This window comes from Plantibacter sp. CFBP 8775 (genome assembly GCF_014839505.1).
GTDB lineage: Bacteria > Actinomycetota > Actinomycetes > Actinomycetales > Microbacteriaceae > Plantibacter > Plantibacter auratus.
The window spans coordinates 1,449,598-1,472,051 of the sequence record NZ_JACYNV010000001.1; the positions used below are offsets into that span (position 1 = coordinate 1,449,598).

Genomic DNA, 22,454 nt, shown 5'->3' on the forward strand with positions numbered 1-22,454 from the left:
AGCCTCTAGGCTGAGGCATCATGGCTCTGTTCTCCAAGCGCAACGCGTCCGATGCCCGATCCGCAGCGGCGGAGGCAGCGACCTCCGCCCGGGAAACCGAGGAGGACACGACCCCCGCGGTCGCCGAATCGGTTCCGCACGTGCCCATCTCGGTCACGACGGTCAGTTCCGCGGCACGGACACCTGAGGCCCCCGTGTCGGTGCCGGCGGCCGCTCCGGCGCCCGCGGCCGGGGAGCCCGACACCAACGTCGACCTCGCCCAGGCGCTCACCGCCCTGGCTGAAGGAGGCGACGAGCGCGCGATGATGCACGTCCTGCGCCAGAGCATCCAGGGCAAGCTCCTGCTGTCCACGAGCCTCGACGGCGTCTCGGAGGAGGACAAAGCCGCGGGACGCGTCCCGCTCGGTGTCCACCGCGACCCGGAGGGCGCCGTCTACCTCCTCGCCTTCACCTCGCCGCGAGAGCTCGAGAAGACGCGGACTGCCGAGGGGCCCGTCTCCGGGGTCGCGGTGGACGCGGTGTGGGCACTGCGTCAGGCGGCCGGTGAAGGATACGCCGGTATCGTGCTGAACCCCGCCGACGGGAAGGCGAGTGCCGTCGTCCCGAAGACGCTCATCGCCCGGCTCTTCGGCGACGGCCGGAACAACGATCTCGCCAAGCAGGCGCTCGCCCAGCCACGCGACGCCGACGCCCTCCAGCAGCTGGTGGCGGCACTCGCCGCACACGGTGGGTTCGTAGCCGGTCGCGCCGAGGTCGACGAGGACGGCAACCGCAAGACCGTCGGCATCGCGGAGACCCGACTCGGCGACCGCCGCCTACTCGAGGTCTTCACCTCGCCCATCGAGATCGCGGCGCTCGGCCGCGGCGACGACGCATATCCCGTGACCGCCGCGGAACTCGCGGCCGCGCTCCGCAGCGACGAAGGCATCACCGGGATCATCGTGAACCCTGCGGCGCCGTGGCTGGACGTCGACCGCGCCCAGCTCGCACCCCTCCTCGACGTGCGCTGAGCGCCGCTCCCGCTCCACTCGGCGTGATCCGCCGACGGAGAGCGAGCAGGATGCCGCCGAGCGCGAGCGCTCCGATCGCCGCAGAGCCGGCCAGGAGCAGGGAGCGGTCGTCGGCGCCGGTCTCGGCGAGGCGCGCTTCGGGCACGGTCGGCGTGGAGGCGAGCGTGATCTCCGAGGCGACCCCGAAGGCGGATCGCCAGGGTCGGATCATCGTGCCGCCGTTCTCCGGCAGGGTGTCGCTCGGCTCGATGCGCTCGACCCAGACGTAGTAGCCGTCCTCGGGGAGGACGCAGGACGGCGTCGTGTACTCGCCGGGGCCCGCATCCACGAGCGTCTCGACCTCGCAGACCACCGGAGCTCCGAGCGGGACGTCCGGCGATTCGACCGGGCGCTCCGCGAAGGGACCGAGCAGCTGGCTTCGGACGGTCACCGGGATCGGCGTGTACGGTCCGCCCTCCGGGCCGAAGAGGCCCCACTCCGAGGCCAGGCCGGCGCCGGTCGCGATCCCGACCGACAGCCGGTCGGTGATCTCCGCTCCCGGAGTCGACGTCGCGTGCGAGGTCGTGGTGGCGACGATCGGCTGGAACGGGAGTGGCGTCGGCCGTTCCCGGTCGGCACTCGCCCCGGCCGAGACCGTGATGGGGCGCGCGATGAGGACACTCTGCACGTTGGCGGCGCTTCGAGCGATCGTGAGGCCGGCCCCGTAGGGCAGCTCACCGAAGGTGGCGTTCGCTGAGAACGCCACGACGGCGGCATCGGTGCTCGGCAGGATCCGCAGGCTCTCACCGTTCCCGACGGCTCGTTCGGACGTGCCGTCCTCGAAGGTCGCGCCGTCGAGGGTGACCGTGCCGGTGTGGGTGCCCGGTGGCAGGGTGGTGACGCCGGATGAGATGAAGTCGACGGCGAGTTCCGTTCGGACGAGGTCGAATCCGTCCTCGCCGCGTTCGATGGACATGGTGGCGCTCGCTCCCCGACTCGCGCCGCCGGGCCCGTCGGCCTCGGCGAGCATCTGATGGGCCAGGGAGAGCACGCGGTCGGCACTCGCTCCTGCCCGAGCGGCGATCTGCGCCGGCGTCCACCCGTTCAGGCCGGTGATCATCCAAGTGGCGAGCTGACCGGCGGCCGCTTCGTCGGCGTCCTGGCTGGCACCCCAATGACGCGAGAGGTAGGCCAGGCGTGCGGCATCCTCCGGGGTGAACCACCCGAGCGAGTCTCCGTCGACGTGTTCGTAGGCGTGACCCGGCGGGATCGGGAGGTCGAGGTTGATGCAGAACCCGACCGTCCCGTCGTCGAATGCCCAGGAGCCGAGCCAGCGGCCGTTCGAGGCGTCGCGGTGGCCGTAGGCCGCACCGGTGGCGGTCAGTGCGGAGGACGCGGTGGCGCCGCCGAGGACGATGCCGAGGATGAGCGTCAGCAGGATCGGGACGGCGGCGAGGAGACGGAGGACCCGTGGTCTGCCGCCGAGGAGGCGGCCGGTCTGGGGGAGGTGGTGTGTTGTCATGCCCCCATCGTGCGAACCGCGGTGCCTCGGTCAGCGGGGCGAGGATCCGAATGTGGACGGGACGGCTCCGTCAGTGGGCTGTGGAGGGCGGTGCTGGAACGTCGTCAGCCGAGGTGGCGGGCCGCCTCCGTGCGATCCCGCTCTCGCATCGCCCGGAGGTACCAGGCGGAGGGTGCCGCACGGAGTCGCTGCGGAAGACGCGGCCAGACGGCCCGCGCGACGGCGACCCGCCGCGCGAAGCGACGCTGCTGCCGCGGCGTCCAACGGAACCCGTAGGCGCTCCGTAGGTCGTCGGGCAGCAGTCCCGCCGTCACGAGCCGGACGAGCGGGAGCAGGCACCGGACGGGGAGCGGCGCCGCGCGAGCGGTCAGGAGCTCGATCGAGACGGCACGCGCCTCCTCGGTGACGTGGAGTCCCGCGACCCGGCCTGCGAAGTACTCGTCGAACGCGGCCCGGGTCGGAGGCCAACGATCGGGCGGGAGCTGCAGGCTCGTCCCCACGATCGCGTACTCACGGTGCAAGCGCTCCCGGGACTCCTCGTCGAGCGCGCCGAACACGAGCTCGTAGACCTGGACGGCGGTGTCGTACAGTGTGGCCGCGACCCAGAGCTGCGCGTCGTGGTCGAAGGCCGAGTACCCCGGAGCGGCTTCGCCCGGCCGGGCACGGACCGGCGCGTGGGCGTGGTTCACCCGTCGGGCCGCACTGCGTTGCTCGTCCGGCGCGCCGAGGGCGAGCGCGTAGACGAAGGTGAGGGTGGCGTGCAGCCGGTCGAGCGGACGGGATCCGAAGTCGCTGTGCCGCGCCACGCCGGCGGCGACCGAAGGGTCCGCGATCTGCAGCAGGATGGCCCGTCCGGCGCCGGCGACGAGGATGCCCTCGCGAGCGAGGTCCGCCATGCCGGTCATGGACCCGACCTTAGTCGTTCACTGTGAACGTCCGGTTGCGGCGCAGCGCTGGGGGTAGAGTCGTCACTGGCCCTTTTTCTCTCGCCGCCGAGATAACGCGCGGCCGAAAATCGCCACGACAATCACAGCAGAACGCGCGAAGCGCGGATGGGAATGACACGTGGATCTTTACGAGTATCAGGCACGAGACCTGTTCGAGCAGTACGAGGTGCCGGTCCTCGCCGGCATCATCGCCGACACCCCGGACGAGGTGCGTGCCGCGGCCGAGCGTCTCGGCGGCGTGGTCGTCGTCAAGGCCCAGGTGAAGGTCGGAGGCCGCGGCAAGGCCGGCGGCGTCAAGGTCGCCAAGACCCCCGACGAGGCCTACGAGGCGGCGAAGGCCATCCTCGGACTCGACATCAAGGGTCACGTCGTCAAGCGCGTGATGGTCGCGGCCGGCGCACGCATCGCCCAGGAGTTCTACTTCTCGGTGCTGCTCGACCGCGCCAACCGGTCCTACCTGTCGCTCACGAGCGTCGAGGGCGGCATGGAGATCGAGCAGCTCGCGGTCGAGAAGCCCGAGGCGCTCGCGCGCATCGAGGTGAACCCGCTCACCGGTGTCGACAAGGCGGCCGCGGTCGAGATCGCGAAGGCTGCGAACTTCCCCGAGGAGCTCGTCGACCAGGTCTCCGACGTCTTCGTGAAGCTCTACGACGTCTACAAGGGCGAGGACGCGACGCTCGTCGAGGTCAACCCGCTCGTCCTCACGGAGGAAGGGCGCATCGTCGCCCTCGACGGCAAGGTCTCGCTCGACGAGAACGCCGCCTTCCGTCACCCGAACCACGCCGAACTCGAAGACACCGCAGCCGAGGACCCCCTGGAGCTCAAGGCCAAGGAGAACGACCTCAACTACGTCAAGCTCGACGGCGAGGTCGGGATCATCGGCAACGGCGCTGGGCTCGTCATGTCCACACTCGACGTCGTCGCCTACGCGGGCGAGCAGCACGGCGGCGTGAAGCCGGCCAACTTCCTCGACATCGGCGGCGGCGCCTCGGCCGAGGTCATGGCCGCAGGCCTCGACGTCATCCTCGGCGACGCCCAGGTGAAGAGCGTGTTCGTCAACGTCTTCGGTGGCATCACTGCCTGCGACGCCGTCGCGAACGGCATCGTGAAGGCGCTCGAGATCCTCGGTGACGCAGCGACGAAGCCGCTCGTGGTCCGCCTCGACGGCAACAAGGTCGCGGAGGGCCGCGAGATCCTCGCCGCCGCCGCGCACCCGCTCATCACGCTCGCCGCAACCATGGACGAAGGCGCCGACAAGGCCGCCGAGCTGGCTTCGAAGTAAGGGATCGCACAAGCATGTCAATCTTCCTCAACAAGGACTCCAAGGTCATCGTCCAGGGCATCACCGGCGGCGAGGGCACCAAGCACACGGCGCTCATGCTGAAGGCCGGCACCCAGGTCGTCGGTGGCGTCAACGCCCGCAAGGCCGGCACGACCGTGACCCACGACGGCGGCGTCGAGCTGCCCGTGTTCGGCACGGTCGCCGAGGCCATCAAGGAGACCGGCGCAGACGTGTCGATCGCCTTCGTGCCCCCGGCGTTCACCAAGGACGCGGTCATCGAGGCCATCGACGCCGAGATCCCGCTGCTCGTCATCATCACCGAGGGTGTGCCGGTCGGCGACTCCGCCGAGTTCTGGGCGTACGCCCAGTCGAAGGGCTCGAAGACCCGCATCATCGGCCCGAACTGCCCCGGCATCATCACGCCGGGGGAGTCGCTCGTGGGCATCACGCCCGCGAACATCGCCGGCAAGGGACCGATCGGCCTCGTGTCGAAGTCGGGCACCCTCACCTACCAGATGATGTACGAGCTGCGCGAGATCGGTTTCTCGACGGCGATCGGCATCGGCGGCGACCCGATCATCGGCACGACGCACATCGACGCGCTCGCCGCGTTCGAGGCCGACCCCGAGACCAAGGCCATCGTCATGATCGGTGAGATCGGTGGCGACGCCGAGGAGCGCGCGGCCGACTTCATCAAGGCGAACGTCACGAAGCCGGTCGTCGGCTACGTCGCGGGCTTCACCGCGCCCGAGGGCAAGACGATGGGCCACGCCGGCGCGATCGTCTCGGGCTCCGCAGGCACCGCGCAGGCCAAGAAGGAGGCCCTCGAGGCCGCCGGCGTCAAGGTCGGCAAGACGCCGAGCGAGACCGCCGACCTCATGCGCGAGATCATCGCCTCGCTGTAACACCCGCAGCTCGACTGCGACCGCGACGCGGCGCCCGGTTCGGGCGTCGCGTCGTCGCGTTTCGGCCCACGCACGCCGTGCGCCTGACCGTCCGCACGCGCGGCTCCAGGTAGGGTCGAAGACGCATGAACCGTCTGACCGTCGCCCTCCTCGCCGCCCTCGATGCCACCCTCGCCGTGGCCATCGGCATCGGTGTCGCACTCGTCCCACTCCTCGCCCTGTGGGCTCTGCACTTCCAGTTGGACGTCGACCCGGCCGCGCTCTGGAGGGGGGCCGTCGACATCTGGGCGCTCGGTAACGGCTCGAGCATGCGCATCACCCTCGACACGGCCCTCGTCACCCAGCTCGGACTGCCGGCCGGGATGGAGCCGTTCCTCGTCTCCCTGGCGCCCCTCGCCTTCACGATCGGCACGGTCCTGTTCGGCCTGCGTACCGGAGCCCGCGCGGCGCGCAGCACCTGGTGGCAGGGTGCCGTCGTGCTGTCGGTACTCGTGTTCGCCCTGCTGTCGTTCCTCGTGACCCTCACCGCCCTCCACCCGGCGGTGCGTCCCTCGATCGTCCAGGGGACCCTCGCGCCGACCGTGCGCTTCGCAGGCGGGGTCGTGGTCGCCGCGCTGTGGGTCCGGTTCCGTGAGCAGGACGCGGCCGATCCGATCCTCGACGGACTCCGCGCGATGCGAGACCGGATGCCGGACGGGACCTGGTCGATGGTCGTCGCGGCGCTGCGCGGTGGAGCACTCGCCGCCACCGGACTCGTGGCGGTCTCCGCGGTCCTGACCGCCATCCTCATCGCCGTCGGCTACGGTGCCATCATCTCCCTGCACGAGAGCGCGCAGTTCGGCGTCCTGGGCGGTGCCATCGTCACCGGCGCCGAACTCCTGTACCTCCCGAACCTCGTGATCTGGGCCATGAGCTGGATCACCGGCGCGGGCTTCGCCATCGGGAGTGGCACGGCGATCTCGCCGATCGGCACGCTCGTCGGGCCGATGCCGGCCGTGCCGGTCCTCGGCGCCATCCCGACGGGGGAGAGCCCGCTCGGGTTCGCGGTCCTCGTGGTTCCGGTCGTCATCGGATTCGCCGCTGCCGTGGTGCTGCGCCGCCGTCTGCTCGTCGACCTCGACGGGCGTGGCGGGCTCGGACGACTGGCAGTCGTCGGTCTCGGCGTCGGGGTCACCGCGGGCATCATCGTCGGTGTCCTCGCCGCCCTCTCGGCGGGCGCGGCAGGCCCAGGTCGCCTCATCGAGGTCGGCCCGAACGGTTGGGCGACGGGCCTGTGGACCACCCTGACGGTCGGGATCGCAGCCGTGGTCGGCATGGCGGCCGGTCCGACGCATCTCGCCGAGGAGGACCGCCTCCCGGAGCTGCACGCCCAGCCGAGCGGCCGGGGTGCCCGCGACCGATAGGATGCTCTGGTGCTGTCACTCGTCGTGCTGATCTCCGGTGGCGGATCCAATCTCCGCGCCCTCCTCGAAGCCTCACGCGACGCGGATTTCCCCGCTCGCGTCATCGCCGTCGGTGCCGATCGGGAGGCTGACGGTCTCGCTCACGCCGAGGAGTTCGGCATCCCGTCGTTCACCGTCCCCTACTCGTCCTTCGACTCACGGGCGGAGTGGGGCGCAGCCCTCCTCGAGCAGATCCGGGTCTGGAGCCCGGACGTCCTCGTCCTCAGCGGCCTCATGCGCCTCCTGCCACCCGTGGTCGTCGACGCCCTCTCGCCGCGCATCATCAACACGCACCCCGCGTACCTCCCCGAGTTCCCGGGTGCGCATGGCGTCCGGGACGCCCTGGCGGCAGGAGCCTCGCAGACCGGGGCATCGATCATCGTCGTCGACAACGGCGTCGACGCGGGCCCGATCATCTCGCAGGAGCGCGTCCCCGTGCTGCCCGACGACACGGAGCACAGCCTCCATGAGCGGATCAAGCCCGTGGAGCGTCGGCTCCTCGTCCAGGCCGTCCGCGACCTCGCCACCGGAACCATCGACCTCGAGGCGCTCTCCACGGCGTCCCGCCCGCCAGCAGAAGGAGCACCCCAGTCATGAGCGGTCCCAGCCACGACCACAGCCTCTACCGCGAACGCGACCTCGTCCCCGTCCGCCGCGCGCTGATCTCGGTCAGCGACAAGACCGGGCTGCTCGAGCTCGCGGGTTCGCTCGCCGCAGCGGGCGTCGAGATCGTCTCCACCGGGTCCACCGCCGCGACCATCCGCGGTGCGGGCCACACGGTGACCGACGTGTCCGAGGTCACCGGATTCCCCGAGTCGCTCGACGGTCGGGTCAAGACCCTGCACCCCTCGGTGCACGCGGGGCTCCTCGCCGACCTGCGGCTCGAGTCCCACGAAGCCCAGCTCGCCGAGCTCGGTATCGAGCCGTTCCAGCTCGTCGTCGTGAACCTGTACCCCTTCGTCGAGACGGTCGCGAGCGGCGCCGCCGGTGACGACGTCGTCGAGCAGATCGACATCGGTGGACCGGCGATGGTGCGCGCCTCGGCGAAGAACCACGCCAACGTCGCGATCGTCGTCTCTCCGGAACGCTACGGGCTGATCACCGAGGCCGTCGCCGCCGGCGGCACCACGCTCGCTCAGCGCCGCTCGCTCGCCGCGCAGGCCTTCGACCACACCGCTTCGTACGACGCCGCGGTGTCCGCGTGGTTCGCGAGCACGGAGGCGACCGAGGCGGAGGCCTTCCCCAGCACGCTGACCGTCACCGGTCGTCGCGAGGCGGTGCTGCGCTACGGCGAGAACTCGCACCAGGCCGCGGCGCTGTACGTCCGTCCTGGCGGTGCCGGGATCGCCCAGGCGACGCAGTTGCACGGCAAGGAGATGTCGTACAACAACTACGTCGACGCCGACGCGGCAGTCCGCGCGGCCTACGACTTCGCCAACCCCGCCGTCGCGATCATCAAGCACGCGAACCCGTGCGGCATCGCCTTCGCGAACCCGAAGGCACCCGACCCGATCGCCTCGGCCCACCGTCGCGCGCACGAGTGCGACCCGGTCTCCGCCTTCGGCGGGGTGATCGCCGCCAACCGCGTCGTGACCCTCGGCATGGCCGAGACGGTCAAGGAGATCTTCACCGAGGTGCTCGTCGCCCCGGGCTTCGAGGACGCCGCGCTCGAGGTGCTCAAGACGAAGAAGAACCTGCGGCTCCTGCAGCTGCCGGAGGACTTCGTGCGCGAGGACCGCGAGGTCCGGCAGATCTCCGGCGGCCTGCTCTACCAGGACGCGGACCGCTTCGCCGACGACCCGCAGGACACCGCCAAGGGCTGGACGCTCGTCACGGGCGAACCGGCCGACGACGACACCCTGCTCGACCTCATCTTCGCGTGGAAGGCGTGCCGCTCGGTGAAGTCCAACGGCATCCTGCTCGCCAAGGGCAGCGCGAGCGTGGGCGTCGGCATGGGCCAGGTCAACCGCGTCGACTCCTGCCACCTCGCCGTGAGCCGAGCCGGTGACCGCGCCGCAGGTTCCGTGGCGGCCTCGGATGCCTTCTTCCCGTTCGCCGACGGCCTGCAGGTCCTGCTCGACGCCGGTGTGCGTGCGGTCGTGCAGCCCGGTGGTTCCGTCCGCGACGAAGAGGTCATCGCTGCGGCTGAAGCCGCCGGCGTGACCATGTACTTCACGGGGGAGCGTCACTTCTTCCACTAGGCCGCGTCGCCCGCCCTGCGGGGGTTCTGGGCAGGCTCGTGGTGATCTCCCAGCGGCGTCGGGCCCTCGTGGCCCGACGCCGCTGTGTCGTTGGGCTACGGTTGTCGGATGACTGCCACCTGGAGCCGCAAGCTCATCGCATCCGCCGCCGCCGCCGTCGCGACCATCGTCGTGGGCTTCCTGGGGGTCATGTTCGTCACGTTCGTCGGCTACCAGTTCGCCGGGACGATCTTCGCCCAGGCGAGCCCGTACTTCTTCGAGAGCACGATCATCACCTTCGTGCTGCTGCTGATCGTGGGCGTCGTCGGCCTCTACCGGTACCGACTCCTCGCCCTGCTGGGCGGCGCCGCCCTCGCCGTCATCGGAGCGCTCCTCGGACTCATCGTCCAGGTGGCGACGACGGGGCAGCCCATCGACAGCACCGTGCTCGGCAGCATCGTCGCGACGCTCATCAGCCTCAACCTCGTCTTCGTGGTCGTCGTCGCGCTCTCCGCGGCCTTCATCGGATACCCCGTGTACTGGATGGTCGTCCGCACGCAGGACGCCGTGCTCGACGCCGGACGCCGCATCGCACTCGTGCGGATGCCCGCCTCCAACCTCGCTGAAGGCCTCGTGACGCACCTGGAGCGTACGCCGATCGACACCGAGCTCGCCGACAAGCAGTGGGACGCGTACGTCGCAGCGTTCGACGCCGCCGGCTGGGACACCACCGAGGTCTCCTGGGCCGACCAGCTCGCCGACTCCGTCTTCATCGAGGACGCCGTCGTCGTGATCGGCGACGTCGCCGTGGTGACCCGACCGGGCGCCGAGAGCCGTCGCCCCGAGGTCGTCGCAGCCGAGACCACCGCCCGTGAGCTGGGCCTCCGGATCCACCGGATCGAGGGCGAAGGCACCCTCGAGGGCGGCGACGTCCTCCGGGTCGGCACGACCGTCTACGTCGGTCGCAGCGGCCGCACCAACGCGGAAGGCGTCCGGCAGCTCCGAGCCATCCTCGCGCCGCTCGGGTTCGACGTCGTGGCGGTCCCCGTCACGACCGCCCTCCACTTGAAGTCGACGGTCACCGCGCTCCCCGACGGGACCGTGCTCGTCCACCCCGACCTCGTCGAGGACCCGGCCTTCTTCGGCCGCCACCTCGTCGTGCCCGAGCGCGAGGGCGTCGCTGTGGTCGAACTCGCGGAGGACACCGTGCTCATCTCCGCAGCCGCTCCCAAGACGGCTGCGCTGCTCGAGGACCGCGGCTACACCGTGGTCCAGGTGGACATCAGCGAGTTCGAGAAGCTCGAGGGCTGCGTGACCTGCCTGTCCGTGCGGGTCAGCTGAGCCGATCGTGGAGCAGCAGGCTGGAGCGCGCGGCGGTCGGGATCTGAGCCGGAGGACCGTCGCGCAGCGATTGGACATCCCGCTCGAGATGGCCAGACACCACGGGATCCCGCCGTTCTGGTCGGCGGACCAGTTGGCGGCGTTCCTTGCCGATCCGCCGGCCTGGTACGTGCAGTCCCGCGCGAACCGGACCGGGAAGCGGCCGGTCTGGGTCGAGCTGCGCTGCACCATCTGTGGCACGAGCGAGACGCTCCGCCCGAAGAAGTGGTGGCCGGAATTCTCGATGGTGAGCTGCTCCTGGCACGGCGCCGACGAGCTGCCTCCAGTGCCCGAGGGAGCGCGTCGGCGCGAGGTCGATGGCATCGGAGCCTTCGTCGGCATCGTCGACGAACCGACCTCCTGAGGACGAGCCCACCCGGTGCGGTGCGTGCAACCGCATGGATCCCTTGCAGCTTGACGGCCGACTCCCATAGTCTGGTCTGCTGCGCCGAACCTCGTTCACCGTGATCGGTCGCCGTCCGCGTTCGAGTGCGACCTGTGCACCCGGCCCGCGGCTCTCGCCCCACAGGATGAGGAGGATGCCATGACGCTCTCGAACCACACCGCGCTCGCGCCGACGGTCGATCGTGCCCGCTCCGCCTCGAGCCGCCGCCCTGCGGCCGTCCCGGCGCCGGCCGGACGCGCCGCCGCAGCGGACGCCGACGCTTAGCACGAGCGCCAGGCAGTCCACCTCACCATCCGTCCGGCCTCGTCCGGGCCCGTCACCGGATGCTGCGACCTCGCACAGCGACCTCGCCGTCCGGCCGTTCCACGACCATCATCCCGTCGGTGATCGACGTCACCGACGCTCTCGCAAGGAATCCCCGCAATGACTCCGCTCGGCGATGAACGCCGTCCTGTCCAACCGCGTCAGAGCACCTTCCGTGCCCTGATGCGGATCTACCCGTTCGCGAAGACGGCCATGCCGCGCATCGTGCTCGGCATGGTCGCCGCGCTCGTCGCCGGCCTCGTGGCCCTCGCGATCCCGCTCGTGCTGCAAGCCCTCGTCGACGGTCCGCTCTCGACCGGCGACTCCTCGCAGATCTGGCCGGCGGTGCTCGTGGTCCTCGCCCTCGGTGTCCTTGAGGCGGTCATGATCGCGCTGCGCCGCTGGTTCGTCCTGACCCCCGGGACGCACGTCGAGGCGCGGATGCGCAATGCGCTGTTCGCCAAGCTGCAGGACCTGCCCGTGACCTTCCACGACCGCTGGCAGAGCGGGCAGCTGCTCTCCCGCGCCGTCAGCGACCTCGGACTCATCCGCCGGTGGATCTCGTTCGGCTTCGTGCTCCTGATCGTCAACGGTGTCACGATCGTCATCGGTGCGGTCATCCTGTTCACCTGGAACTGGCTGCTCGGACTCATCTTCATCGCGCTCGCCATCCCCGTGTGGGTGTTCGGGTTCACCTTCGAGGGGCGGTATTCGGTGATCGCCCGGCGCAGCCAGGACCAGGCCGGTGACCTGGCGACCGCCGTCGAGGAGTCCGTCCACGGCATCCGGGTGCTCAAGGCGTTCGGTCGCGGCAAGCACGCCCTACGGAGCTTCGCGTCGCGCGCCGAGGACCTGCGGGGGACCGAGATCGAGAAGGCGAAGGCCATCGCGGGGATCTGGTTCTGGCTGGTCCTGTTGCCCGACGTCGCCTTCGCGCTCTGCCTGTTGGCGGGGGTCTGGCTCGCGTCGATCGGCGAACTCACCGTCGGCCAGCTGTTCGCCTTCTTCGCGACGGCCACGATCCTGCGGTTCCCGATCGAGTCGATCGGCTTCCTGCTCGCGATGACCTTCGACACCCGTACGGCGACCGACCGGTATTTCGAGGTCATCGACTCGGTCAACACGATCACCGACCCCGAGCATCCCGAGCGCATCCGTGAACCGCGTGGTGAGCTCGTGTTCGAGGACGTGCACTTCCGCTACCAGGACGCACCCGACCGCTACGCGGACGTGGTGAACGGCGTCGACCTCCGGCTCGAGCCGGGGGAGACCATGGCACTCGTCGGTCTGACGGGCTCCGGGAAGTCGACCATCACGGCGCTGACCACCCGCCTGTACGACGTCACGGGCGGGCGGATCCTGCTCGACGGGGTCGACATCCGGGCGCTCACGCGTGAGGATCTGCGCCGGCACATCGCGATGGCGTTCGAGGATGCGACCCTCTTCTCGGCGAGCGTCAAGGAGAACGTCCTCCTCGGACGGGACGACATCGACCTCGACTCCGCGGAGGCCGATCGGATCCTGCGCGAGGCGCTCGACATCGCCCAGGCCGGGTTCGTCGACGAACTGCCGAACGGCGTCGAGACGATGGTCGGTGAGGAGGGGCTCAGCCTGTCCGGTGGGCAGCGTCAGCGGCTCGCACTCGCCCGCGCGGTGGCCGCGCGGCCGGAGGTGCTCGTGCTGGACGACCCGTTGTCGGCGCTCGACGTCGACACCGAGGCGCTCGTCGAGGCGGCGCTCCGCCGAGTGCTCGCCTCGACCACGGCCCTCATCGTCGCCCACCGACCGAGCACCGTCACCCTCGCCGACCGCGTCGCCCTCCTGGAGGACGGCCGCATCACCGCAGTGGGCCGCCACACCGAGCTGCTGCAGCACAACGCCCATTACCGCTACGTGATCTCGAGTCTGGAAGACGACGAACGAGAGTCCAACCGCCAGGAGGTGAACCTGTGACCCCGCCGACGACCGTCCACGGAGTGGAGGGTGAGGAGCGCGACGACCTCACCCGTGACGAGTCCGCGCACATCCGGCGACGTTCGCTGCGACTGCTCGGATCGCTGCTCGCGCCCCTGCGCCTGCGCGTGATCGCCGCCATGACCATCGTCGTGGTGTCGACCGCCGCCCAGGTCGCCGGGCCCGCGCTGATCGCCCTCGGCATCGACCGCGCCCTCCCGGCCGTCCTGGAACGCGCCGACTGGATGCCGGCCTTCCTCGTGGTCGGCGCGTACCTGCTGACCGGCGCAGCCGGAGCGACGCTCATCTCCTGGTACACCGTGCTCGCCGCACGGATCAGCCAGGCGATCCTGATCGACCTCCGGAAGCGCGTGTTCCTGCAGACGCAGCGGCTCAGCCTCGACTTCCACGAGAGCTACACCTCGGGTCGCATCATCTCCCGGCAGACGAGCGACCTCGACTCCATCCGCGAGCTGCTCGACTCCGGCATCAACCAGCTCGTATCCGGCGTGCTGTACATGGGGTTCACCGCGGCGGCCCTCGTCCTCGTCGACTGGGTCAGCGGTCTGGTGCTCCTCGGATCACTCATCCCGCTGTTCGTGCTCACCCGCTGGTTCCAGCTCCGCTCGCAACGGATGTTCCGCGAGTCGCGGGTCCGGTCGGCGAAGCTCATCGTGTTCTTCGTGGAGGCGATGACCGGCATCCGTGCCGTGAAGGCGTTCCGGAAGGAGCGGCGGAACGAGCGCGCGTTCGGCGAGCTCGTGGAGCAGTACCGCGACACCAACGCCCGGGTCATCCAGCTGTTCGGGGTGTTCGATCCCGGACTGGTGTTCATCGGCAACGTCTCCGTCGCCGTGGTGCTGCTCGTCGGCGGGTTCCGGGTCGCGGACGGACAGCTCGCGATCGGAGCGCTGCTCGCGGCGCTCCTCTACACGCGTCGGTTCTTCGACCCGATGGAGGAGATGGCGATGTTCTACAACTCCTACCAGTCGGCCGCTGCGGCGCTCGAGAAGATCTCCGGCGTGCTCGAGGAGCGTCCCGGCGTGCCCGACCCGGTCGCGCCGGTCGACCTGTGGACGTCGCAGGGACGGATCACCTTCGACGACGTGACGTTCGCTTACGCCGCCGACCGGGTGGTGCTCCCGAAGTTCGACCTCGAGATCCCGGCAGGGCAGACCATCGCACTCGTCGGCACGACCGGTGCGGGCAAGTCGACGCTCGCGAAGCTCATCAGTCGGTTCTACGACCCGACCGACGGTGCGGTGCGCCTCGACGGCATCGACCTGCGCGACCTGCACCCGAAGGACCTCCGTCGGGCGATCGTCATGGTGACGCAGGAGGCCTACCTGTTCTCCGGCTCGGTCGCCGACAACATCGCGTTGGGCAAGCCCGACGCGACGATCGAGGAGATCACCGCCGCCGCGAAGGCCGTCGGCGCACACACCTTCATCGAGGCGTTGCCGAACGGCTACGACACCGATGTGAACAAGCGCGGTGGTCGGGTCTCGGCCGGCCAGCGGCAACTCCTGTCGTTCGCGCGGGCGTTCCTCGCGGATCCGGCAGTGCTGATCCTCGACGAGGCGACCGCCTCGCTCGACATCCCGAGCGAGCGACTCGTCCAGGAGGCGCTGCAGACCCTCCTCGCGGACCGCACCGCGATCATCATCGCGCACCGGCTGTCGACCGTCGCGATCGCCGACCGGGTGCTCGTGATGGAGCACGGCCGGGTCATCGAGGACGGCGCGCCCGCGGAGCTCATCGGCGGGACGGGTCGGTTCGCCGCGATGCACGCCGCCTGGCGGTCCTCGGTCGGCTGACCCGGACCGCGCAGGCGTGTCCACGGGGTCCTCCGGTGACGGAGTGACCCAGTGGGCACTACACCTCGTCTCGTCGACCTGCCACAATGAGCGGATGACCAGTCTGGAACCGCGTTCGCTGCGTGTCGCCGTCGCGGACGACGCGGTGCTCCTCCGTGAGGGTGTCGCGCAGATCCTCAAGGCGGGCGGTCACGACGTGGTCGGCTCGTTCGGCTCGGCGGTCGACCTGGTCGATCGCATCGACGCGGGGCTGCAGCTCGACGCCGTCGTGCTCGACATCCGGATGCCGCCCACCCACACCGACGAGGGCATCGTCGCCCTCGAGCAGTTGCGGGCGTCGGGCTTCGCCGCCGGGGTGCTCCTGCTGAGCACCTACGCCGTGCCGTCCTACGCGGTCCGCGCGCTAGGCTCCGGTGGTGGCACCGGGTACCTGCTGAAGGATCGCGTCGCCGACTCCGGGACGCTCGTCGACGCCGTGGAGCGCGTGGCGGCAGGTGAGTCCGTCGTGGATCCGGAGGTCGTCTCCCTCCTCGTCGCGGAGCGGACCCGATCCGACGGACTCGACCACCTCACGGAGCGGGAACGTGAAGTCCTCACCCTCATGGCCGAGGGGCGGTCGAACTCCGGCATCGCGAAGGCGCTGGTCGTCAGTCTGAAGACCGTCGAAGCGCACATCAGCCGCATCCTGGCCAAGCTCGGACTCGAGGACTCTCCGGCGGACCACCGCCGCGTCCTCGCGGTCGTGCGATGGCTGGAACACACGGATGGCTGACGGTCGCCCACACGGACGGGCGACATCGCTGCCGATCCCGGCACCGGCCGGCCGCGGTCGACTGCCGTGGCCGCTGCGACTCGGCATCCTGCTCGCCGCCGCGCTCGTGTGCGTCCTGTCGGTCGTGTTCGGCGTCGTCCAGCCGGGCGTCGCCGACGGCAACGGTCTGCCCTGGTTGGTGGGCCACCTCGCGGCGCTGGTGGCGGCGGGGCTGATCTGGTGGCTGGCTCCGACGGCCACTCCGGGCTGGGTGATCGTCGGGTACGCGCTGGCCGAGACGGCCTACATGTGGGCGTACGGCGTCGACGCAGGCTGGCTCTGGCCGCTCCTCATGTCGATCTCCGTGCTCCCGGGGGTCGCGCTGGTGTGGCTCGCGTTGGCCTTCCCCGCCGGACGGCTGCGGCGGGGCTTCGATCGGCGGCTCGTCATCACCGCCTCGGTCTACCTCGTCACCTATGCGATCGTGACGCTCCTGGTGACGCCGAACCACGTGCTCGATGCGAGTCACGAGCGGAGTCGGTACGCCGTCCTCGCCACCGGAGACGTGGCCGACGTGCTCGGTCGGGTCCATGCGGGTGTCATGGGGGCCTTCGCGGTCGTGGTCGCGGGTGTCGTGCTCCTGCGATGGGCGCGGAGCAGCGGAGCGGCCAGACAGGTGGCCTTCATCATGCCGGTCGCGTTCGTGTTGTGGCTCGTCATCGGGGTGGCGTGGTCCCTCGTCCGCCTCGGGGGATGGCCGGAGCACCTCCGGCTCGTCGTCGAGGACCTCAACGCGTTCTCGGTGGTGCTCGTTCCCGCGGCGTACGCGACGGGTCTCATCCGGATGCGGACGATCCGCGCCAGGGCCGTCGACCTGGTGCAGACCGGACAACTGAGCGAGACCGGCCACGACCGCTGGGACGGTGCGGTGAAGACCGTCCTCGGGGACCGCACCGCCCGGCTCGTCTGGCCGGGATCGCAGCGGACCACCGACCGGGACCCACGCGGGCGGGCGATGTCGAGCGTCGGCGATGCGGACGCGCCGCTCGTGTACATCGAGCACGACGCGGCTCTGCTCGACAATCCGCAGTTGCTCCGGTCGGTGTCGGCGTCGTTGCGCATCATGATCGACAACGAACGACTCACCGCTGAACTCCGTCACTCGTTGCGCGAGGTGAGTCGGTCGCGGTTGCGCATCGTGCAGGCGGCCGACGAAGCGCGACGGCGGGCGGAGCGAGACCTGCACGACGGCTCGCAGCAGCAGCTGTTCTCCGTCGCGCTGCGGCTCCGGATGGCGAGCGACGCGGCACGCGCCGACGGTCAACTCGCCCTGGCCGACGGCCTCGAGACCACCATCGATCAACTCGCGAGCGCCATCAAGGAGCTCCGCGAACTCGCCCGAGGGCTGCATCCGGCGCTCCTGGCAGAGGGCGGACTGGTGCCGGCGATCGCCGAACTCGGGCGCCGGTGCACCGTCGTCACCAAGGTCACCGTCGAGCTGCGCGAGCGGCCCGGGCAGCTCATCGAGGCGACCGTCTACTACGTCGTGTCGGAGTGCCTGGCCAACGTCACGAAGTACTCCGGGGCGTCCAGCTGCGAGGTGGTCGTCTCCGACGACCCCGACGGCGGGCTCCGGGTCGTCGTTGCGGACGACGGGGTCGGCGGCGCCGATCCTGCGCGGGGGAGCGGGTTGCGCGGTCTCGCGGACCGGGTGGACGCCGTCGGCGGGACGATGCGCGTCGAGAGCCCGGTCGGTGCCGGGACGGTCGTCTCGATCCACCTTCCCTGCTGATCCGGCGCGAAGCCGGTCAGTGCAGCAGCGCCTCGCGGCCCAGGCGGTACCGCCCGCCGCTCATCCGGACGATCGGTGTGCCCTCGGCCTCGTAGTGCTCGAGCGCGCGATCCTCGTGCCCCGTCGGAGGGAGACCGCCCGACCGGACGACCCGCCACCAGGGTACGGCGTGCCCGTACTGCGCCATCACGCGACCGACGCCACGCGCGGACTTCGACCCGATGATCGAGGCGACCTGGCCGTAGCTCAGGGCGCAACCCTCGGGGATGTCGGCGACCACGGCCAGCACGGCCTCGGCGAACGCCTCAGCCGAGTCCGTCGGTGACGACCCGCTCACGGCCTCAGAGGCTGATGCTGCCGATGGTCTCGCCATACTGGGTCTCGCCGACCGGGGAGAACCCGACGCGGAGGAAGAACGCCTCGGGACCGAGGTCGCCGGGCTCGTAGATGACGTTGACGTGGTCGAAGCCGCGCTGCTTGGCCTCTTCGATGAGCGAGGCGACCGCGAACCGGCCGACGCCGCGACCCTGGTCGTCTGCGTCGACGTTGATGCGCCACAGGGCGGAGCGGAACTCCTCCTGCGTCGACTCGTGGTCGAAGTTGGCGGAGACGAAGCCGACGACCTCGTCGCCGTCGAGGACGACGCGCTGCCAGGAGGTGGCGGGGTTCACGACCGCAGCCGCCACCGCGTAGGACACCGGGGCGATGAACTGCTCCTGCCCGGGTTTCATGGTGAGCGCGTTGACCGCCACGATCGTCGATGCGGACAGTTCTTCCAGACGCAGCTCAGCCATGTCCTTAGGCTAACCGGTCGAGCCGACCGCGGATAGTCCGGCCCCCGGGCGACACGCGGTGACCGCCGACTTCCACGGCCGACCCACAGCTGGAGTCGGGGACGGAACCTGGCCATCCGCAACTGTCTCGATGTCAAGAGACCTGGCAGGTCTTGTAAGCTAGGGCGTGGCCGTGCCGTCCACCTTTCGGATGCGGTCTCCTCCATGCCATGCGGAGCACTCCACCGCGTGCGCACCTCCGTAGGCCGCTCGGCTCAGGGCGGCATCAGAAAGGACAACCAGTGTCGAAGATCAAGGTCGAAGGCACCGTCGTCGAACTCGACGGCGATGAGATGACTCGCATCATCTGGCAGTTCATCAAGGACTCGCTCATCCACCCCTACCTCGATGTGAACCTCGAGTACTACGACCTCGGCATCGAGAAGCGTGACGAGACGGACGACCAGATCACGATCGACGCCGCGCACGCTATCCAGAAGCACGGCGTCGGCGTCAAGTGCGCGACCATCACCCCCGACGAGGCACGTGTCGAGGAGTTCGGTCTCAAGAAGATGTGGCGGAGCCCGAACGGCACCATCCGCAACATCCTCGGCGGCGTCATCTTCCGCGAGCCCATCATCATCTCGAACATCCCGCGTCTCGTGCCCGGATGGAACAAGCCGATCATCATCGGCCGCCACGCCTTCGGCGACCAGTACCGCGCGACCGACTTCCTGTTCAAGGGCGAGGGCAAGCTCACAGTCGAGTTCACGCCCGACGACGGCTCGGAGCCGCAGAAGTTCGAGGTCTTCCAGTCGCCCGGCGACGGCATTGCACAGGTGCAGTACAACCTCGACGCGTCGATCCGCGACTTCGCCCGGGCGAGCCTCAACTACGGCCTGAACCGCAACTACCCGGTGTACCTCTCCACGAAGAACACCATCCTCAAGGCCTACGACGGCCGGTTCAAGGACATCTTCCAGGAGATCTTCGACGCGGAGTTCAAGGAGCGGTTCGATGCTGCCGGCATCACCTACGAGCACCGCCTCATCGACGACATGGTCGCCTCGGCCATGAAGTGGGAGGGCGGCTACGTCTGGGCCTGCAAGAACTACGACGGCGACGTGCAGTCCGACACCGTGGCGCAGGGCTTCGGCTCGCTCGGCCTCATGACGAGCGTGCTGGCCACGCCCGACGGCAAGATCGTCGAGGCTGAGGCCGCACACGGCACCGTCACGCGCCACTACCGCCAGCACCAGCAGGGCAAGCCCACGTCGACGAACCCGATCGCCTCGATCTTCGCGTGGACCCGTGGCCTGCAGCACCGAGGCGTGCTCGACGGCAACCAGGAGCTCATCGAGTTCGCGGCGACCCTCGAGGACGTCGTCATCAAGACGGTCGAGTCCGGCGCCATGACGAAGGACCTCGCGCTCCTCGTCGGCCCCGACCAGGCCTATCAGACGACCGAGGAGTTCCTCGAGACCATCTCGGCGAACCTCAAGGCACGCCTGGCCTGATGACGTCGGCCTGACCGACACCAGCACCACACGGACGGGGTCCGGGAGCACATGCTCCCGGGCCCCGTCCGTCGTTCGGGTCTCGACGCCGGTGTGAACGGTCGTGTTAGCGTCGATGGACCACCTCGACGACGAAGTGAGGACCATCGATGTCACCGATGACGAGAAGACAGTTGCTCGCCTGGGCTGCAGCGGGTGGTGCGACCGCGCTCCTGGCGGGCTGTTCCACCCCGGGGACGGTGTCGCCGAACACCGGTTCGACGATCGCCCCGGCCGCCGCCGGCGAACGGATCACGCTCACGTACTGGGCCTGGTTGAAGGACCTCCAGAAGGTCGCGGACGTCTGGAACGCCGACCACCCGAACGTGCAGGTCGAGGCCGTGTGGATCCCCGGAGGCAACGACGGCGGGTATCAGAAGCTCTACTCGGCGCTCGCCGCGGGTGGTGGTCCGGACCTCGCGCAGGTCGAGATGCGGACGCTCCCCGAGTTCCTGCTCGTGAACGGCTTGGTCGACCTCCGGCGCTACGGCGCGGACGAGGTCGCTTCGCGGTACAACGAGACCCTCTGGAACCAGGTCTCCTACGTCGACGGGGTCTACGGCATCCCGCAGGACTCCGGTCCGATGGCGCTCTACTACCGACCGGACCTGCTCGACCGGGTGGGCGCGAAGCCCCCGGCCACCTGGGACGAGTGGTTCCAGGTTGCGGGTGCGGTGCGCGAGGCCGACATGTACCTGGATTGCTTCGCCCTCGACGACGCGTCGTGGTTCGCGGCCATGGCGACCCAGGCCGGCGCGTCCTGGTTCCGTGTCGACGGCGACCGGTGGATCGTGGACATGACGGACGATGCGACCTTGGAGACGGCCAGATTCTTCGACCGGGCCATCGACGAGGGCGTCATGACCACCTCCTACAGCCAGTTCTCACCGGCCTGGTTCGCCGCTGCGGCGAAGGACTCGATCGCGTCGCTCGCCGGAGCCAGCTGGGGAGACGCCCTCCTGCAGGGCGTCTCGGGGGCCGAGGGCAAGTGGCGGGTCGCGCCGTTGCCCCGGTGGGGGAGCGAGGGGTACGGCTCGACCTTCCAGGGTGGGTCTACGGCTGCCGTCCTGGCGAACAGCGCCCACCCGAGGGAGGCGCTCGAGTTCGCCGTGTGGATGACCACGAGCGACGCCGGCATCGACGCCATGATCGAGCACTCCGGCATCGGGTGGTCGCCGAACGACGCCTACATCGGTGCCCGCCGACAACAGCCGAGCGAGTTCTTCGGTGGCCAGAACTACAACGAGGAGGTCTTCGTGCCGGCGGCCAAGGAACAGAACAACGAGTGGCAGTGGTGGCCACTGACCCAGCAGACCTTCAACATCCTCGCCGACGGGTTCCGTGCCAAGGCCTCGGGCGGCACCCTCGTGGACGCCGTGGTCCAGGGTCAGCGCGACGTCATCACCGCGTTCCGCAACAAGGGCCTCCGGATCGAGGCGGCGTCGTGAGCGCCGTCACGGAACGCCCGGCGCGCGGTGTGGCGGACGACCCGTCGCGGTCGGGGGCGCAGCGCCGACGCCGGACCTCGGTCGCGGCTCCGTGGGTGCTCCTCGGACCGTTCCTGGCGCTCTTCGTCCTCACCTTCATCCTGCCGATCATCGTCGCGATCGGCAGCAGCTTCCTCCGGGTCTCACGGAAGGGCGTCTTCGGCGAGGAGGGTGTCACGACCGAGTTCGCGTGGTTCTCCAACTACGCCCAGGCCCTGGAGAACGGCAACTTCATCGCCTCGATCGGCCGGATGCTCCTCTTCGGGGTCGTGCAGGTCACGGTCATGATCGCCCTGTGCACCCTGCTGGCGCTCCTCCTCGAGTCCGCCTCCGCGAAATGGCCGGGGTTCTTCCGGGCCGTGTACTTCTTGCCCTACGGCATCCCCGGCGTGATCGCGACGATCCTCTGGTCGTTCCTCTACGTCCCGGGACTCAGCCCGATCATCGACATCGCCGGGGCGATGGGAATCGAGCTCGACTTCCTCGGCGCAGGCACCGTGCTCTGGTCCATCGCCAACATCGTGACGTGGACCTACACCGGCTACAACATGATGATCATCGTCGCCCAGTTGAAGGCCATCCCCGGCGAGGTGTACGAAGCCGCGAAGGTCGACGGCGCCGGGCCGTTCCGCGTCGCGGTGAGCATCCAGCTCCCGCTCATCCGGCCGGCGCTCATCCTCACGACCGTGTTCTCCATCATCGGCACGCTCCAGCTCTTCGCCGAGCCCCAGGTGCTGCAGACCGTGTCGCCCGCGATCGACAACGAGTACACGCCGAACCTCAGCGCCTACACGACCGCGTTCGCCTACAACGACTACAACGTCGCCGCAGCGCAGGCGGTGCTCATCGCCGTGGTCGCGTTCGCGCTGTCGTTCATCTTCCTGCGCCTGACGTCGAGGAGGGCATCATGAGCGAGACCCGGAGCATCACGACCGCGACCTCGTCGAAGCGTGCCCGGCGGCTGAGCGA

General features: G+C 69.7%; 20 protein-coding genes. 16 read left to right on the forward strand and 4 right to left on the reverse strand.

Annotated elements, in window-relative coordinates:
- The first annotated feature begins 20 nt into the window (after positions 1 to 20).
- A complete protein-coding gene (locus IFR14_RS06900) occupies positions 21 to 1,010 on the forward strand; it encodes an SseB family protein (protein WP_191940642.1) in 990 nt (329 codons plus the stop codon).
- Here the strand turns inward: IFR14_RS06900 and IFR14_RS06905 are convergent.
- Both IFR14_RS06905 and IFR14_RS06910 read right to left on the reverse strand, forming a co-directional pair.
- Complete coding sequence (locus tag IFR14_RS06905; RefSeq protein WP_191940643.1) at positions 937 to 2,511, reverse strand: hypothetical protein; 1,575 nt, start codon at positions 2,509 to 2,511, stop codon at positions 937 to 939. The genes IFR14_RS06900 and IFR14_RS06905 overlap by 74 nt on opposite strands.
- A 104-nt stretch (positions 2,512 to 2,615) precedes the next feature.
- Entirely contained in the window at positions 2,616 to 3,416 is an 801-nt protein-coding gene (locus IFR14_RS06910; protein WP_137242139.1) for an oxygenase MpaB family protein, read from the reverse strand.
- Positions 3,417 to 3,576: 160 nt separating this feature from the next.
- Here IFR14_RS06910 and sucC point away from each other — a divergent pair, with 160 nt between their 5' ends.
- From sucC to IFR14_RS06965, 12 genes are all read left to right on the forward strand, one after another.
- A complete protein-coding gene (gene sucC / locus IFR14_RS06915; protein WP_124768842.1) occupies positions 3,577 to 4,740 on the forward strand; it encodes an ADP-forming succinate--CoA ligase subunit beta in 1,164 nt (387 codons plus the stop codon).
- Positions 4,741 to 4,754: 14 nt separating this feature from the next.
- Positions 4,755 to 5,645, forward strand: a complete 891-nt coding sequence (gene sucD / locus IFR14_RS06920) for a succinate--CoA ligase subunit alpha (RefSeq protein WP_064296653.1) — start codon at positions 4,755 to 4,757, stop codon at positions 5,643 to 5,645.
- Between the two features lie 125 nt (positions 5,646 to 5,770).
- Positions 5,771 to 7,048, forward strand: coding sequence for a cell division protein PerM (locus IFR14_RS06925; protein ID WP_137242138.1), 1,278 nt, complete (start codon positions 5,771 to 5,773; stop codon positions 7,046 to 7,048).
- 9 nt (positions 7,049 to 7,057) lie between these two features.
- Positions 7,058 to 7,684, forward strand: a complete 627-nt coding sequence (gene purN / locus IFR14_RS06930; protein WP_191940644.1) for a phosphoribosylglycinamide formyltransferase — start codon at positions 7,058 to 7,060, stop codon at positions 7,682 to 7,684.
- Complete coding sequence (gene purH, locus IFR14_RS06935) at positions 7,681 to 9,288, forward strand: bifunctional phosphoribosylaminoimidazolecarboxamide formyltransferase/IMP cyclohydrolase (RefSeq protein ID WP_191940645.1); 1,608 nt, start codon at positions 7,681 to 7,683, stop codon at positions 9,286 to 9,288. The genes purN and purH overlap by 4 nt, the downstream gene beginning before the upstream one ends.
- A 108-nt stretch (positions 9,289 to 9,396) precedes the next feature.
- Positions 9,397 to 10,608, forward strand: a complete 1,212-nt coding sequence (gene ddaH, locus IFR14_RS06940) for a dimethylargininase (protein ID WP_191940646.1) — start codon at positions 9,397 to 9,399, stop codon at positions 10,606 to 10,608.
- Between the two features lie 88 nt (positions 10,609 to 10,696).
- Positions 10,697 to 11,011 (forward strand): hypothetical protein, encoded by a 315-nt coding sequence (locus IFR14_RS06945; protein WP_124770137.1) that lies wholly within the window; start codon positions 10,697 to 10,699, stop codon positions 11,009 to 11,011.
- A gap of 180 nt (positions 11,012 to 11,191) precedes the next feature.
- On the forward strand, positions 11,192 to 11,317 hold the full coding sequence (locus tag IFR14_RS21170; RefSeq protein ID WP_274598597.1) for a hypothetical protein: 126 nt from the start codon (positions 11,192 to 11,194) through the stop codon (positions 11,315 to 11,317).
- 159 nt (positions 11,318 to 11,476) lie between these two features.
- Positions 11,477 to 13,309 (forward strand): ABC transporter ATP-binding protein, encoded by a 1,833-nt coding sequence (locus IFR14_RS06950; RefSeq protein ID WP_137242134.1) that lies wholly within the window; start codon positions 11,477 to 11,479, stop codon positions 13,307 to 13,309.
- Positions 13,306 to 15,126, forward strand: coding sequence for an ABC transporter transmembrane domain-containing protein (locus IFR14_RS06955; RefSeq protein ID WP_191940647.1), 1,821 nt, complete (start codon positions 13,306 to 13,308; stop codon positions 15,124 to 15,126). The genes IFR14_RS06950 and IFR14_RS06955 overlap by 4 nt, the downstream gene beginning before the upstream one ends.
- A 94-nt stretch (positions 15,127 to 15,220) precedes the next feature.
- Positions 15,221 to 15,898, forward strand: a complete 678-nt coding sequence (locus tag IFR14_RS06960) for a LuxR C-terminal-related transcriptional regulator (RefSeq protein ID WP_123539688.1) — start codon at positions 15,221 to 15,223, stop codon at positions 15,896 to 15,898.
- Positions 15,891 to 17,669: a sensor histidine kinase gene (locus IFR14_RS06965; RefSeq protein ID WP_191940648.1), complete on the forward strand. Its 1,779-nt coding sequence runs from the start codon at positions 15,891 to 15,893 to the stop codon at positions 17,667 to 17,669. Before IFR14_RS06960 ends, IFR14_RS06965 begins: the two co-directional genes overlap by 8 nt.
- Positions 17,670 to 17,685: 16 nt before the next feature.
- On the opposite strand, the gene IFR14_RS06970 is transcribed toward IFR14_RS06965, so the two are convergent.
- Together IFR14_RS06970 and IFR14_RS06975 are read right to left on the reverse strand one after the other, a co-directional pair.
- Positions 17,686 to 18,006, reverse strand: coding sequence for an MGMT family protein (locus tag IFR14_RS06970; RefSeq protein ID WP_194644151.1), 321 nt, complete (start codon positions 18,004 to 18,006; stop codon positions 17,686 to 17,688).
- A gap of 4 nt (positions 18,007 to 18,010) precedes the next feature.
- On the reverse strand, positions 18,011 to 18,463 hold the full coding sequence (locus IFR14_RS06975; protein WP_191940650.1) for a GNAT family N-acetyltransferase: 453 nt from the start codon (positions 18,461 to 18,463) through the stop codon (positions 18,011 to 18,013).
- A 281-nt stretch (positions 18,464 to 18,744) separates the two neighbouring features.
- Between IFR14_RS06975 and IFR14_RS06980 the strand changes: the two genes are divergently transcribed.
- From IFR14_RS06980 to IFR14_RS06990, 3 genes are all read left to right on the forward strand, one after another.
- Entirely contained in the window at positions 18,745 to 19,959 is a 1,215-nt protein-coding gene (locus IFR14_RS06980) for an NADP-dependent isocitrate dehydrogenase (RefSeq protein ID WP_191940651.1), read from the forward strand.
- A 149-nt stretch (positions 19,960 to 20,108) separates the two neighbouring features.
- Complete coding sequence (locus IFR14_RS06985) at positions 20,109 to 21,446, forward strand: ABC transporter substrate-binding protein (protein WP_191940652.1); 1,338 nt, start codon at positions 20,109 to 20,111, stop codon at positions 21,444 to 21,446.
- Positions 21,443 to 22,396 carry a carbohydrate ABC transporter permease gene (locus tag IFR14_RS06990; RefSeq protein ID WP_369821904.1) on the forward strand — a complete coding sequence of 318 codons (954 nt, stop codon included), beginning with the start codon at positions 21,443 to 21,445 and terminating at the stop codon, positions 22,394 to 22,396. The genes IFR14_RS06985 and IFR14_RS06990 overlap by 4 nt, the downstream gene beginning before the upstream one ends.
- Positions 22,397 to 22,454 lie beyond the last annotated feature (58 nt).